We start from the raw sequence: 12,933 nt of genomic DNA, 5'->3' as shown, positions 1-12,933 counted from the left end.
ATTATGTTCACATTAAAAGACTATCAAACCCGCGCCTTGGCCGCCTTGTCGCATTTCTTAACCGAAGCCCGCAGCGGCACGGTTGAAGAGGCGTTTAAGCAAAGCTATCTCGAACAACAATTGCCGCCGATTCCTTACCGTCATTATGATTTTGGTGAAATGCCTTATGTTTGTATGCGTTTGCCGACAGGCGGCGGCAAAACCGTGCTGGCTTCTTATTCTGTCAGTGTGGTGCAAAAAGCTTATCTGGAACAGGATTATCCGGTGGTGCTATGGCTGGTGCCAACCAATACTATCCGTGAGCAAACTTTGGAGGCGTTGAAAACCGTGGGGCATCCGTACCGGCAGGCGTTGGAAAACGAATTCGGCTTGGATCGTCTACGGGTGTTTGATGTCGGGGAGGTTCCCCAGATTCGCCGCCAAGATATAGGCCGCAAGACCTTGGTTATCGTCGGCACCTTGGCCGCGTTACGGGTGGAAGATACCAGCGGCCGTAAAGTGTATGTGCATCATGAAGACTTTGAACCGCATTTTGTCGGTATTACCGACCCGGACTGTCGGTTGGAACGAATCGGCGAAAAGGATTTACAGGAAAACGGTTTGCGGCGCGAGGACATAGGCAAAATCAAAGCCTCGTTCGCTAATTTGCTGGCCTTGCATCAACCGTTGGTGATTATGGACGAGGCGCATAACGCCCGGACGAAGCTGACCTTTGATACCTTAAAACGATTGCATCCGGCTTGTATCGTGGAGTTCACCGCAACGCCGGACAGCAGCCTTACGTCAGCCTCAAATATCCTTTACCGTTGTTCGGCTTCGGAATTAAAAGCCGAAAATATGATTAAACTGCCGATTGTGTTGACCGAGCACAAGGATTGGCAAGCCGCCGTGCGCGATGCAGTGTTAACCGGTAAAAAACTGGCCTTGGAAGCACAAAAAGAAAGCGACTTTGTGCGGCCTATTGTGTTGTTTCAGGCCGACGCCAAAAACGGCGAAGTGCCGGTTGAGGTGTTAAAAACGCATTTAATCGGGCAACTGCATGTCGATGAACGGGAAATAGCCATAGCCACCGGCAAGCAACGCGAATTGGACGGGTTGAATCTGTTTTCTCCAACCTGCCCAATCAAATACATCATTACCATCGAAGCGTTAAAAGAAGGTTGGGATTGTTCGTTTGCCTATGTGTTTTGTTCGGTGAAAGACGTTCGATCCAGCAAGGATGCCGAGCAGTTATTAGGGCGGGTGTTACGGATGCCTCACGCCAAGCGGCGCACCAGTGATGCGTTGAATCGCGCTTATGCACATTTGGCTTCACCGGATTTTGCTGTGGTTGCCAAACAGCTTACCGATAAATTGATTGAAATGGGTTTTGAGGCAATGGAAGCCGCTGCAAACATTACGCAAGGTAATCCGAATCAAAGCGATGTGTTTGACGGCCAAGACGACGTTGTTGTACGGACAGAGCCGACCATTCATTTTGAAGTGGAAGCAAAGCCGGATTTAACGTTAGCAACCTCAACCAACGTAATTATCACGCCCACAGCGCACAACACGTTCAGTATTGAGATCAAAGGCGAAGTTTCGCCCGAAACCAAGACGCAATTACTGAAAACCGTCACCGGCACACAAAAACAACAACTGAGTGCGCAAATTGAGCATCATAATTTACGGGTAGCGGTGGCTCGTGCGCCGTCTCAATCGGGTAAATTCTTTGCGCCATTGCCGCAACTTTGTTGCAAACAAGGTGAATTGTGGGAGTTGCTTGATACCGATGCTTTCTTGCATTGGCGCGGGGAATGGTCGTTACTGGATTTTCCGGCTGAGTTGCCGAATTTTAACTTGGTTCAAACCGCGCATACCTTTGAAGTTGATATGGACGGCAAAAAATTGAGTTATCGGCTGGCCGACCAAAATCAAGCCTATAACCTGGATTGGGTGGAAAGCGGTTATACCGAAAACGATTTACTGTTTTGGTTGGAGCCTCAAGTTCGACAAATTGGGTTGATTCCATCACAGTTACGCGGATTCTTGGCTAAGCTGATTCCCAATCTGACTAAATCGCGCGGATTACCGTTGACAGGGTTAGTACGCAGTAAATATGTGTTGGCGCGGGCGGTTCGCGAACAAATTGAAAACTATCGGCAACAAGCGGCGGATAAGGGTTTTCAATATGCATTGTTCGAGGAAACGGATGATCTGGAAACGCGGTTCGATCATGTGTTTGAGTTTTCCCCCGGTTATTATCCGGCTAGGCCGCCTTTTTATCAGGGCCGTTATCAATTGGACAAGCATTTTTATCCGGTGATTGAGGATTTGAAGGAAAGCGGCGAAGAATTTGAATGCGCCAAGTTAATCAACAGTCATCCTAAAGTTAAATACTGGATTAGAAATTTAGTGAATCGGGATGGCGCGGCGTTCCGTTTGCCTTTGGCTAAAGGTTGGTTTTATCCTGATTTTGTCGTGGAGTTGGTTGACGGCAGGTTATTGGTCGTTGAGTACAAAGGCAAGGTGTATGCAACGAATGACGATTCCAGAGAAAAACGCGCCGTTGGCGAATTGTGGGCCAAGAAAAGCGGTGGTCAATGTCTGTTTTTAATGGCGGAAAAGAATAATGCTCAAGGGAAGGGCGTTTTTCAGCAGATTGATGAGCAGATCGGCTAGTAAATGCTGGAAATCGAAGAAATTATCAGACCAGCCGACCAAGGCAGAACCACTCCTTTTCTATGCAATGCATCCGATGGTAATGCTTACTATGTCAAAGGCTATGCGGCTTCAGTTGCCGGATTGATGAAGGAGTGGTTGGGCGCCTATTTAGCGCAGGCCTTTAAATCCGTGCTCATCAATAAACAATACGATGCTGTAGAAAAATTAGATAAGGAATCATTTTGGCGAACTATGCGTGAATGCGTCATAAATCCTGATTTTCTGAAAGTCCTCTTTGGAAATACTTACTCAGCCGCTGTGTTCGGTGTGAAAAGCCGATTTTTAAATCACTGATCGTGAGATTCATGAGCAGTAGCGTTTGCTATATGGGCTATGCGGTGCTATTTTGGTATAAATCTGGTGCGAATTTTAGAATTTGAGCGGGATAAATCATTTTTGGATTGGAGTGTTTGGGTTGAATAAGAAATATTGGCTGATGGGTTTGCTGAGTCTTTGCGTTTTGGCATTAATCGGTTGTGAACAGCCGCAGGAACAAACGAATATAGTTAAGGTGGCGGTTTCATCGACGTCACCCCCTATGCTCTATGAGGAAAATGGTGTCATCAAAGGTTCCGATCTGGAAATTTTTGATGGTTATTGTCAGTCCAAGGGACTTGCCATGCAGGTGACCGCTTATGATTGGCAGGGCATGCTGGGTGCGGTTTCCAGCGGACAGGCCGATGTTGCATTTTCCGGCATCTCTATTACCGATAAACGCAAAGAGGCGATGGATTTTTCACAACCCTATTACGACAATGCCTGGCATCTGGTTAGCCTTAAAAGCCGCAATATTAAAATTAACGATCTTGCAGAGCTTAAGAAATATTCAATCGGTTATCCCAGGGGAATGGCTTATAACGACTTGATTAAAAATGAGCTGGAGCCTAAAGGCTATTACAGCCTCAGCCAAGTCAAGCTCTATCCTACTTACACCGAAGTGGCGGCCGATCTTCAAAACGGCAACCTTGATCTTGCCTTTATTGAAGAACCGGTTCTGGCCAACTATAAATCCAAGCTGAATTTGCCCTTTGAAAGCAGCTATGTTTTTACCGGTTTCGACAAATACGGTTTTGCTTTTGCTAAAGGTTCAAAGATGCGGGAGGATTTTGATCTTTATCTTAACCAACTTGGCCCGGAAAAAATCAAAGCCATCATGGATAAATGGATGAAATAAAGGATCGGTTAATTACCTTTGAGTTTTCTCGATATAGTCATTCAGCTTGGGCGCGGCCTCGGCTATACACTCCTTGTTACCTTATGTTGTAGCGTGACAGGGGTATTGGCGGGGCTGGTCATTGCCTGTATTCGCAGGATAGGTTTTTACTGGCTCAGGCCATTATTGGACGCCTATGCCTATATTTTTCGCGGCATTCCGGTTCTGGTGTTGCTGTTCATCGTTTATTTCGGCTTTCCCAGCATCGGGCTGAAAGTCACCCCCTTATTAGCCATGGTGCTTAGTTTGGGGTTGATTTCCGCCGCTTACCTCTCGGAAGTATTTCGTGGCGCCTTAAATTCTGTCGATGCTGATGAAATTCTGGCCGCCGAGGCGATAGGACTGAGCCGACTCCAGGTTTTTAATTGTATCGAGCTGCCGCAGATGTTGCGCTTTTCCCTGCCGGGAATGATCAATGAATTTACGACGGTTTTGAAATATTCTCCGTTCGCGTACACGGTTGGTATTCCTGAAATTACCAAACAAGCGATGACGCTTTCAGCGGTGACGCTGCACGGCGTTGAAATCTATTTTGCGGTGGGGGTTTTATATTTTTTGACCTTCCGTATCTTATTGTTTGCCGTGCAATTTATTGAGAAGCGGTATCGCATCCCTGGGCTGGTATTGGAGCAGCGCAGCAGTATCTAATGGAGAATTTGTCATGGCATTAATCGAGGTGCGCGACTTAGTCAAGAAATTCGGCGACCAGGTTATCCTTAACGGCGTGAATCTCGATATTTACGAAGGCGATTTGAAAGTCGTGATGGGATCATCAGGCTCCGGAAAGTCAACTTTACTGCGTTGCCTGAACCGCCTTGAAGAACCTACCGGCGGCAAGATTGTTTTTCGCGGTGAAAATATTATGGCTGCGGATGTCGACGTAAGGGCGCTGAGACAAAGCATAGGCTTTGTGTTTCAGCAGTTTGCGCTTTATCGCCATCTTTCTGTTTTAGAAAATGTCACTTTGGCCTTGCGTAAGCTTAAGAAATTGCCGGCTGCGGAAGCGAAAGATAAAGCGCTGGCCGAATTAGAGCGTCTTAATATGGCTTCCCATGCCGGTAAATATCCCAGTCAGTTGTCGGGGGGACAAAAACAGCGGGTTGCTATTGCGCGTGCCTTGGCCATGGACCCGGCGGTGGTTTTTTTTGATGAGCCTACCTCGGCGCTCGATCCTTTGATGACGCGTGAAGTGGCGGACATGATGAATCGTCTTCACGATGAGGGGGTTACCATGCTTTGCGTGACACACGACCTGAAACTGGCCGGACAAATATCGGATAAAGTGGTGTTTTTGGATAAAGGCGTTGTGCGGGCCGAAGCTTCGATAGAAACGCTTTCCCAGGATCATGCCGATGAGCGTATTCGCGCTTTCTTTGGTCGTGAGGCGGATTATTAATGAACGGATGGGCGACATTCCACAGCGATTTGCTTGAGCAGAGTCCGCTAATTCTGATGGGGCTGACTAAAACCTTACAGCTGACGGCAATCATTAGTTTGAGCGGTCTGCTTTTGGGCATTGTGATTTTTTATGCTTCCTTAAGCCGGAACAATACGCTACGTTGTTTTATCAATGCCTATATTTCGTTTTTTATCGGCATGCCGCTGATTGTATTGCTGTTTCTAATCTATTTTGGCTTGCCTCAGTGGGGAATTAAGCTGTCTCCTTTTCAGGTCGCCGTGTTTGGCTTCAGCTTGAATGTCGCAGCCTATAACGCGGCCTACCTGACCAGCGCTTATAACGGCCTGGATCACGCACAAATGGAGGCCGCCAGAGCCCAGGGATTCAGTCCCCGGCAAATTTTTAAATTGATCACCTTGCCGCAAGTCATGCGCTTGTCAGTACCGGCGCTGACAAATCAGGTGATTGGTAATTTGAAAGACAGTTCGGTGGCATTCCTGATTCAGTACACTGAATTTTTTGCCCGGATACAAGAGCTGGCTGCCACCAACTTTCAGTTCTTTAAGGCGTATTTATTGGCAGCCATTGTCTATCTCGCCTTGGTGTCGGTGATTGTGATTGCAGCCCGTCTGATAGAGAAACGCCTTGTCATTCCGGGATTTACTTCATAATCGGCTACAGGTCCAGGGGTGAAATTTAAGGACTTTGTAATATCTGGAATTATTGCCCTGTTTATGGGTGTGTGGCTACCCACTCACGGACGAGCTTTTGCCCTTCTTCGATTTGCGCCGGTGTCAACATGTTGGCCAAGCTGTCCCTAGCCTTAACCGCTTTTTCTAAACCTTGCGCCGCGGCGAGGTCGGTCCATATATAAGCTTGAGCATAGTCCTGCGGCACGCCTGTGCCGTTGAAATACATCTGGCCGAGGTTGAGTTGCGCCATAGCTTCGTTTTGATCGGCGGCCTTGCGAAACCAAAACACGGCTTGTTTTTCGTCTTGCGCGACGCCCTTGCCATTGGCATACATCACACCGAGATTGTTTTGCGCCTCTGCATCGCCCTGTTCCGCAGCTTTGCAATACCACTCGGCCGCCTGTTTATCATTTTGCACCACGCCTTCGCCCTTGACATACATCGCGCCGAGGTTGTTTTGAGCCGTTGGCAAGCCTTGTTCTGCGGCTTTGCGATACCAAATTGCGGCTTGTTTCTCATCTTGCGCCACGCCTTCGCCATTGGCGTACATTGCACCGAGGTTATTTTGAGCGATAGCTTCGCCCTGTTCGGCGGCCTTGCGATACCAAGCAACGGCTTGTTCGTTATCTTGCGTTACGCCTTCGCCTCTGGCATACATCACGCCGAGATTATATTGCGCCGTAGCCAAACCTTGCTCCGCCGCCTTACGGAACAATGAGACGGCCTGACTGTAGTCTTGGGCTACGCCGCCTTGGCCTTCGTTATACATCAAGCCGAGGATCAGTTGCGACTTCGCATAACCTTGTTCAGCCGCCTTGCGGAACCAAAACGCGGCCTGTTTATCGTCTTGGATCACGCCGTTGCCGCTGGCATACATCACACCAAGATCGGTTTGAGCCGATGCATCGCCCTGTTCCGCCTTGATGCGTATTTGCCGCTCTATATTTTCAACGGCGTTTGGCTCAGCGCCGGCGTGACCGGCGAACAATATGAATAAGAAGGCTGAGAGAACCACAACCGGTAATGAACTGCGCATACTCACCACGAAAAAGTCATTTGCTTAAAAATATGGGATAAATAATAACATATTGTAAAAATAGCTTGTCAGTAGTTGGTTTGCGTTTTGAAGTTGGTTTTATAATGATCCCGTCCAAGTGGCGTTATCAGGATTTGCTTGATTCCTTTTTCAACAACGCTCTGATGACTGAACCCGGTTAACGTGTAACCGCCTGACATTTTCTGCTATCGCTTGCCAATATTTGCCGCAATATTTCATCATTCACTGGAGCAATCATTATGTCACTGACCATGTACCAAGCCTCTATCCCTGTTTTTGTGCGTATGCTGGGAAATTTATCCGCGATACTCGATAAAGCGGCCGCTCACGCCGAAGCGAAGAAAATCGATCCGGCCATCTTCGTCAATGCGCGTCTAACGCCGGACATGTATCCGCTTAGCCGCCAAGTACAAATTGCGACCGATATGGTTAAAGGTTGCGCAGCCCGGCTGGCAGGCATCGAAGTACCTCGGTATGAAGATAACGAAACCACCTTTGCCGAGTTGCAAGCGCGTATCGCGAAGACTAAAGCATTTTTACAAAGTGTGAGCGCTGAGCAAATCGACGGTTCTAAAGATCGCAAAATCACCCTCAAATTCGGCAGCAGGGAACTCAACCTTTTAGGCCAAGCTTACCTGCTTGATTTTGTACTGCCCAATTTCCATTTCCACCTGACCACCGCTTACGCGATACTCCGGCATAATGGCGTGGAAATAGGGAAAAAGGATTATACCGGCGATTACTGATTATTTTTCAATCGGTCACTGCAAATGAAGCCAACGCATATTGACTGTTAAAGGAATGATTTAATAATTATTTAAGTAAATCTTAAAAATCATTTGCTTACAAACCGCATGGGATGGCCTGCAAATTGGTGATATTTCAACATATTGATTTAAAATGGCTTAACGCTGTTGGACGGTTATGACGAATCGTTTTTTGTTTAGGCGCTAAGTATAACAATGCAGTAAAATTACCTATTTTTGTTTATAACGTCGGAATACTTATGACTACTTGGTTAGAAACCTGTCAACAACAATTGCTCAGGCTGGAGAAAACCTCGGTGCTGGCCGATAAGCTGATTACTTTGGCTAATAAAACCGGAGTTGATATTCCTTCTGATTTATTAAATCGGCTCAATATTGAAAGGCCCCGCCTGAATCGGCAATTAGACAGGCTGCATGCCAATCGTTTCGAGGTGGCGGTCATCGGACTGGAAAAAGCAGGTAAAAGCGCGTTACTCAATGCGTGGTTGGAACAGGAAATTTTGCCCTCGGCAAGAGAGCGTTGCACGTTTACCAGCACCGAAATTTGGTCGGCGCAAACCGAGCAGGACCAAGCGCTTTTTATCCAGTACTACAGCAAAGAAGAAATCAGCAAGCTGCAATTACAACGCCGCGATGCGTTGCTGGGCACTTTGAGCGAGCGCGAGCGCAAGGAAATTCAGGAAGATTTTGACGACACCGAAAAACACCTAAGCAAAATCTTAGAGTTCGGCAAACAAAAAGCCGGCTTTACTCAGAAGTTTATCGATATAGGCGAAATCAGCGAGCAACTGCAATCGGCGGTATTTAAAAACCGCGCCCAATCGTTAGCGATTAAACGCATCCAGTTAAAAACAGTACGCTTGCGTAGCGACCGCGACATTATTTTTCACGATGTTCCCGGTTTTAACTCCGGGATATTGATGCATGCGGAACAGGCCATCGAGCGGCTGAAAAACTGCGATGCGATTATTTACGCCAAAGAAATGAAACAACCCTCGGTGACCGGCCCGGAAAAAGAAATGCTGGCCATTGCCGATTCCGAAGACCCCAGTGTTAAAGTCTCCGATAAAGTGTTTGTGGTGCTGACACAAGCCGATGCGATGGATGATCAAATCGACTTCAAAGACACCTATGACAAGCATCGCAGTTACTGGCCTTCCGTTCCTGAACGCCGCATGATTCCGGTCTGCGCCCGCGCTCATTTAGTCGAGTTTGGCATACCGTCCGAAGACACGCTCAGACGCACCAAAAGCGCTGACGATAAAGCCAAGATGAAAAAGCTGGGCATTACCGACGGCATGGCGATTTTAAAAGAATCGATCAACTATTACATCGACAATGAGCGAGCAGGCGTGCTGGAACGCCGTTGCGATGCGTTGGTCGGCGCCATACGCCAGATTGCCAATGAAGTTTTATTCAAGCTGGAACCGATCTACGGCGTATTTGATGAAACCGAGCTGCATGAAGACGATCTGCTCGGCAAAGAGTTTAATCAATGGTGGGGGCGGGAGTGGCAACGCATTAAAAAGGATTTCGATACCTGGTATGCCGAAGTCATCCAAGGGCGCAAAGAAGCCGATGCCGCAGGCTCCGAGCATGAAGAGCTGATTGCGTTGCGCGCGGCTTATGACGAAAAGATCGAAGCGATATTATCGAACCTCCAGACAGCCAAACCCGATGAGCTGAAGCGCATCTATACGGCCGGAGGCACCATTTCCATGCCCGATCCTCGGGAAGGCAATTATAAAATCCGGGAAGAGCTGTTTCGGGAAATCCAGAAAAAATTTGAAACTGAATTGACCGACCAACTGGCCTTGGCGCTGCAAACCTTGATTGATCAAATCGCCCGTAAAACTCAAACTCTGCTTTGGGAGACCGAAGAAGTGCGCAAAACCCTGCTGCACTCAGACGCGGACGAAGCTTTGGAACAGGCGCGGATACGCAACGGCTTCCAAGTGCTTTTTTTGCGCTTTAGCCGCGGAGCCGTAGAAGCGTTTATCGCTAAGCCTTTGCAGGCAAGAGAGCGCTTGTTGAACGAACGGTCGGCGGAAATCAAGACGTTGGAAGCGTTTTATCAAGGCAGCGATAAGGTCAAACGCGAGGGCGGCCTGACCTGTTACTTGCGTCATGGCGTCTGGACGGAACCCGCGGCGAATACCGATGCCGATATTAGCCGCACTAGAGCACAGGAAAAACCTGGCGCTAAAACTCCGGCTCAAGAAGCGGCGCCGATTAAAAAAGTGCAGGAAGGATCGGAAAAAATGTTGGAGCCGGCTAATTTTGAATCAGTAGTCGAGGAGATCACCGGCGATATAGACGCGCTGCAAGACTATCTGAAAAACAGCGTATTTTATGCCGCAGGGTTTATCACCTACTGTAATCAGGAGCTGGAGCGCATCCGCAACCGGTTTAAAGAAATGGAAGACAATGACCGGCAATGGATCGGCATTATTCGCACGGCTGTTAAATATGAAAGAAATCCAAATATTCCATACAGTATTGCGCACACGCGCCGCGATTTTCGTATGCGTAGAGAAATTGCCCTGGAGCTTAAAGAAGTACGAGATACATGCACGAATGTCTTCTAAATTATCATAAGGCTAAGCTATAAGCCTGCATCTTTAAATGAATAGACTGGAGCAAAGCCGAGCTGCTGCTCCAGTTATTTAATTCCCCAATATCAAACTTCCCCGTTCAATCCCAAGCTGCTGTTCAACAGCGGCCGCTCGTTCACGATAAAACTCAGTATGAAAACACCTACAATGCATGGATCGATTGCGTGCGGCATCGATTTTGGCACCTCGAACACAACGGTGGCGATTGCCCGGCAGAATGACGATCAAATAACCTTGGTTCCGGTCGAAGACGAGCATTTAACCATTCCTTCGACCATTTTCTTTCCGGCAGAAAGCCCGGCTGTTGTTTTCGGCCGTAAAGCGATTAACGCCCATATCGCCCAAGAAGATGGCCGGTTTATGAGGAGTTTTAAGCGGGTGCTTGGCACTTCGCTGATGAAAGAAGGAACCCATATCGGCGGAAGAAAAACAAAATTCGAGAATATCATTGGCCATTTTATTGAGGATATAAAAAATAAAGCAGAGTTATCGGCAGACCGGGACATCCACAATGTCGTTGCGGGCAGGCCGGTACATTTTGTCGACGGCAATGACAAAGCGGATAAAGAGGCGCAAAGCCAGCTCGAAGCTATATTTTCAGCCGCCGGGTTTAAAAACATACGCTTCCAATATGAACCGATTGCCGCCGCGTTTGCCCATGAATTAAATATGGGCGATACAGAGCGTTTAGCGGTCGTTATGGACATTGGCGGCGGCACATCCGACTTTACGATCATGCGGTTATCGGAGCGCTATATCAACAAGCCCGACCGTCATGAGGACATTCTGTCTAATGCCGGGATTCGAATCGGCGGTAATGATTTTGACCGGGCATTGAGTTTGAAATGCTTTATGCCGTTATTGGGGCTGGGTTCGCTTTGGGGTTCCAAAGGGCTGGGTTTTCCGGTAACGCCTTTCTTTGACCTGTCGGAATTGAGCAAAATTCAGTACATGTATACGCAAAAATATAAGCGGGATTTAAGAGCGTTAATCGCTCAATCGAATGACAAGATTCTGACCCATAGATTGCTGTCCATCGTAGAGGAAGAGCAGGGGCATGCCTTGATGGCAGCCGTTGAGGAAAGCAAAATTAACCTGAGTTCATGCGAGCGGACAACGGCCGACCTTTCCTTCATTGAAGCCGGGTTGCAATCGCATGCCGATAGGGCGCAATTTGAGGATAGTCTGCATGGGAGTCTTGAAAGCATTCAAACAACTATCAACGATTGCATTATGATGGCGGGGGTGAAAGCGGACGACGTTGCCCTGGTCATCCTGACCGGCGGCGGCACCGCTATTCCGCTGATCCAAAAAATCACTCGACGGATATTTCCACAGGCCGGAATTTCTGACGGCAATCGCTTGTCCAGCGTTGGCTTCGGTTTGGCGTGCGACGCCAGACGGTATTATTTAGGGCTTAATTGACTTCATTAAGGGTCTATCGGGAAACGACTATGGAAAATTTCAATTATTTTATCTTTGCCCGTTCTTTTCACGTCATTGGAGTGGTGTTATGGATCGGCGGTATGGCGTTTGTCACGACCGTGCTGATTCCCGCACTGAAAAAAAGAACGGATTCAACTAACAAGCTGGAGCTGTTCGAACAAATTGAAGGGGAATTTGCCGTTCAGGCAAAGCTGGCAACAGTGATTACCGGAATTTCCGGCTTCTACATGCTGGACGTTATGAACGCTTGGGAGCGTTATCAGCAGCTGGAATATTGGTGGATGCACCTGATGACGTTAATCTGGTTTTTATTCACGCTTGTTTTATTTGTGCTGGAGCCATTGTTTTTGCATCGTTGGTTTCATCAACAGGCGGAAAAAAACAGCATCAAAGCTTTTGCCCTGGTTCATCAAATACACAAGGTTTTACTGGCGCTTAGCTTGCTGACGGTTTTCGGCGCCGTGGCAGGGGCGCATGGATACCATTGGCTTAATTGACGGATAATGTATTGTTTTCCAGAGCTGAAAAACGAGATTGCAGTTTAGACTTAACCCGACAGATACCGTGTTAACAGAAGCATCTGTCGGGTCAAATTCAGCCTATCGGTTTTTTATTCCAAGCCGCTTCTATCGAGTGCTTTTGCGAGGCGCAGCCACCGGCTAAATGCCGTTGGGAAAATCGTAGCTGTAATGCTTGCGCAGCGGCTTGACCACTTCCCATTGACTGTCCAGGCCTGCATGGAACGCTACCAGATCGCCCGGCAGAATGCGTACCGGCTCGCCTTCTGCCGGGGTTACCAAAATCTCGCCTTCCAGGATATAGGCGCATTCAGTTTCATCAAAATCGATTGGGAATTTTGAAACTTCTTTTTCCCAGATTTCCCAGTTGGAAACCCCCAGTTGTTGTAAGCGTTCTTCACTCGGATTGTGTTCGATGGTAATTTTGCTCATGTTGTTCCTAAAAAATTAAACGTGTTGGAGCAGCGATTTTAGCATCAGCTCTGTTAATCGCCATGCAAAACTTACCGGAAAAATAGCGGGT

General features: G+C 47.8%; 12 protein-coding genes. 10 read left to right on the top strand and 2 right to left on the bottom strand.

Annotated features, from left to right (window positions below):
* Positions 1-3 precede the first annotated feature (3 nt).
* From V3O24_RS09365 to V3O24_RS09340, 6 genes are all read left to right on the top strand, one after another.
* Complete coding sequence (locus tag V3O24_RS09365) at positions 4-2,661, top strand: DEAD/DEAH box helicase family protein (protein WP_331307053.1); 2,658 nt, start codon at positions 4-6, stop codon at positions 2,659-2,661.
* 3 nt (positions 2,662-2,664) lie between these two features.
* Positions 2,665-2,997: a HipA family kinase gene (locus V3O24_RS09360; protein ID WP_104425046.1), complete on the top strand. Its 333-nt coding sequence runs from the start codon at positions 2,665-2,667 to the stop codon at positions 2,995-2,997.
* A gap of 121 nt (positions 2,998-3,118) precedes the next feature.
* Complete coding sequence (locus tag V3O24_RS09355; protein WP_219820897.1) at positions 3,119-3,877, top strand: transporter substrate-binding domain-containing protein; 759 nt, start codon at positions 3,119-3,121, stop codon at positions 3,875-3,877.
* Between the two features lie 18 nt (positions 3,878-3,895).
* Complete coding sequence (locus V3O24_RS09350; protein ID WP_331307052.1) at positions 3,896-4,564, top strand: amino acid ABC transporter permease; 669 nt, start codon at positions 3,896-3,898, stop codon at positions 4,562-4,564.
* Between the two features lie 13 nt (positions 4,565-4,577).
* Positions 4,578-5,312, top strand: a complete 735-nt coding sequence (locus V3O24_RS09345) for an amino acid ABC transporter ATP-binding protein (RefSeq protein WP_104425049.1) — start codon at positions 4,578-4,580, stop codon at positions 5,310-5,312.
* On the top strand, positions 5,312-5,986 hold the full coding sequence (locus tag V3O24_RS09340) for an amino acid ABC transporter permease (protein WP_104425050.1): 675 nt from the start codon (positions 5,312-5,314) through the stop codon (positions 5,984-5,986). Before V3O24_RS09345 ends, V3O24_RS09340 begins: the two co-directional genes overlap by 1 nt.
* A 61-nt stretch (positions 5,987-6,047) precedes the next feature.
* On the opposite strand, the gene V3O24_RS09335 is transcribed toward V3O24_RS09340, so the two are convergent.
* Positions 6,048-7,043: a tetratricopeptide repeat protein gene (locus V3O24_RS09335; protein WP_331307051.1), complete on the bottom strand. Its 996-nt coding sequence runs from the start codon at positions 7,041-7,043 to the stop codon at positions 6,048-6,050.
* 260 nt (positions 7,044-7,303) lie between these two features.
* Between V3O24_RS09335 and V3O24_RS09330 the strand changes: the two genes are divergently transcribed.
* The 4 genes from V3O24_RS09330 to V3O24_RS09315 all read left to right on the top strand — a co-directional run bounded on the left by V3O24_RS09330 (position 7,304) and on the right by V3O24_RS09315 (position 12,389).
* Positions 7,304-7,810, top strand: a complete 507-nt coding sequence (locus tag V3O24_RS09330) for a DUF1993 family protein (protein ID WP_331307050.1) — start codon at positions 7,304-7,306, stop codon at positions 7,808-7,810.
* 260 nt (positions 7,811-8,070) lie between these two features.
* Positions 8,071-10,419: a dynamin family protein gene (locus V3O24_RS09325; protein ID WP_331307049.1), complete on the top strand. Its 2,349-nt coding sequence runs from the start codon at positions 8,071-8,073 to the stop codon at positions 10,417-10,419.
* Positions 10,420-10,578: 159 nt separating this feature from the next.
* Complete coding sequence (locus V3O24_RS09320) at positions 10,579-11,871, top strand: Hsp70 family protein (RefSeq protein WP_331307048.1); 1,293 nt, start codon at positions 10,579-10,581, stop codon at positions 11,869-11,871.
* A 29-nt stretch (positions 11,872-11,900) separates the two neighbouring features.
* The gene (locus tag V3O24_RS09315; protein ID WP_331307047.1) at positions 11,901-12,389 is read left to right on the top strand and encodes a hypothetical protein; all 489 of its coding nucleotides are present in this window, start codon (positions 11,901-11,903) and stop codon (positions 12,387-12,389) included.
* 162 nt (positions 12,390-12,551) lie between these two features.
* On the opposite strand, the gene V3O24_RS09310 is transcribed toward V3O24_RS09315, so the two are convergent.
* Complete coding sequence (locus V3O24_RS09310; RefSeq protein ID WP_104425057.1) at positions 12,552-12,842, bottom strand: cupin domain-containing protein; 291 nt, start codon at positions 12,840-12,842, stop codon at positions 12,552-12,554.
* Positions 12,843-12,933: the final 91 nt, after the last annotated feature.

The sequence above is a fragment of the Methylobacter sp. Wu8 genome (assembly GCF_036440755.1).
GTDB classification, from domain to species: domain Bacteria; phylum Pseudomonadota; class Gammaproteobacteria; order Methylococcales; family Methylomonadaceae; genus Methylobacter_A; species Methylobacter_A tundripaludum_A.
The sequence above is the reverse complement of the archived record's forward strand: the minus strand, read 5'-3'. Positions and strand labels throughout refer to the sequence as shown.

Coding starts and splice junctions, on each gene's coding strand:
- V3O24_RS09365 (WP_331307053.1), top strand. CDS start 4: ATGTTCACATTAAAAGACTATCAAACCCGCGCCTTGGCCGCCTTGTCG.
- V3O24_RS09360 (WP_104425046.1), top strand. CDS start 2,665: ATGCTGGAAATCGAAGAAATTATCAGACCAGCCGACCAAGGCAGAACC.
- V3O24_RS09345 (WP_104425049.1), top strand. CDS start 4,578: ATGGCATTAATCGAGGTGCGCGACTTAGTCAAGAAATTCGGCGACCAG.
- V3O24_RS09340 (WP_104425050.1), top strand. CDS start 5,312: ATGAACGGATGGGCGACATTCCACAGCGATTTGCTTGAGCAGAGTCCG.
- V3O24_RS09335 (WP_331307051.1), bottom strand. CDS start 7,043: ATGCGCAGTTCATTACCGGTTGTGGTTCTCTCAGCCTTCTTATTCATA.
- V3O24_RS09330 (WP_331307050.1), top strand. CDS start 7,304: ATGTCACTGACCATGTACCAAGCCTCTATCCCTGTTTTTGTGCGTATG.
- V3O24_RS09325 (WP_331307049.1), top strand. CDS start 8,071: ATGACTACTTGGTTAGAAACCTGTCAACAACAATTGCTCAGGCTGGAG.
- V3O24_RS09320 (WP_331307048.1), top strand. CDS start 10,579: ATGAAAACACCTACAATGCATGGATCGATTGCGTGCGGCATCGATTTT.
- V3O24_RS09315 (WP_331307047.1), top strand. CDS start 11,901: ATGGAAAATTTCAATTATTTTATCTTTGCCCGTTCTTTTCACGTCATT.
- V3O24_RS09310 (WP_104425057.1), bottom strand. CDS start 12,842: ATGAGCAAAATTACCATCGAACACAATCCGAGTGAAGAACGCTTACAA.